Raw genomic sequence first — 1,076 nt, 5'->3', positions numbered from 1 at the left:
CACGTCCAAAGTTCCTGGCCTGCGCCGTTGAACCAGCAACGCACACGGGCCACGTCGTCGCGGATCTGCGCTGCCAGTTCATCGGTTCCACCGAATCGTCGCTGGGGGCGGATGTATTCGTGCAGAATCACCTGAACGAAGCGACCGTACAGGTCCCCGTCGTACTCCAAAAGGTGGGCTTCCAGCAGCCGTGTTCCACTATGGTAGTAGGTCGGGCGCTGACCTACAGAGACAGCGGCAGCGTAGATTTCATCATTCTCTCCCTGACCAAGGCGGACGGTGCCTGCCCAGACGCCATCCAGAATTTCCCCATCCGGCACGGAGATGTTGGCGGTGGGATACCCGAGCTCTCGCCCCCGGGCGTCACCATGCCCAACCACTCCTTCAAGCCGGATGCAACCGTAGGTTCGGGCACCAGGCTGTATTCGACTGGTACCGGAAGGTGCGCTGGCTTGGGTCATGGCTTTCATTGACTCACTCGCTGATCTAACAGGTTTGGGATCATAGCGCGGTCCCATGATGGGGGTGTCGGGACGGCAACGGGGTAGTGACCGGTGGCGGCGAGCACGTTGTCGAGCCAGCCGACTCGATTAGCGAAGCGCTTGGCCTTATGTGGAGTGGTCCACCGATAGGCATCATGTTCCCAGTCGATTGTCAACCGCCGCCGGGATGAAAGCGCAGTGAAAGTGTGGACAAGCCACGGGATTCCCGAATCGTCAGAGATCACCAGGTCCGGCCCCTGCCGAAGATCGAGGAGGTCCTTGGCCTGCAAACCCGTCTCTTCAAACAGCTCTTCCAGGGCCTGCTGTTCGGGTGTTGCCCCAACTTCCACAAATCCCGTAATGCAGTGCCACCGGCCGCTGTCATGGCCCAGACTGCGGCTCCTCCTGAACATGGCAATCCTGCCGCGCCACTCGACGACGGCAGCGATGATAATACGGTCAGCCGGGATGGCAGATGCGGCCTCAGAGGACAACCCGACGCCAAAGGATCGGTTAATCGTGCTCATTCTTCTCCTCACAACACCCCTCACTTCTTCCGGTCTGCACCATCCGGTGACCACCGCTTCCTGGACC

At 60.3% G+C, this 1,076-nt stretch carries 2 protein-coding genes; both read right to left on the bottom strand.

The annotated features are described in order from the left end of the window. Window positions 1–470 (bottom strand): riboflavin kinase (locus BMX78_RS22635; RefSeq protein WP_286139242.1); only part of this gene is annotated, 470 nt, incomplete at its 3' end. Beyond that, window positions 467–1,076, bottom strand: a 610-nt coding sequence (locus BMX78_RS22630; RefSeq protein ID WP_211482622.1) for an NUDIX domain-containing protein, incomplete at its 5' end; no start/stop codon positions are given. The genes BMX78_RS22635 and BMX78_RS22630, both read right to left, overlap by 4 nt.

The sequence above is a fragment of the Arthrobacter sp. OV608 genome, assembly GCA_900110595.1.
Taxonomy (GTDB): domain Bacteria; phylum Actinomycetota; class Actinomycetes; order Actinomycetales; family Micrococcaceae; genus Arthrobacter.
Note: the sequence above shows the minus strand (reverse complement) of the source record. Positions and strands in the feature narration are given on the sequence as shown.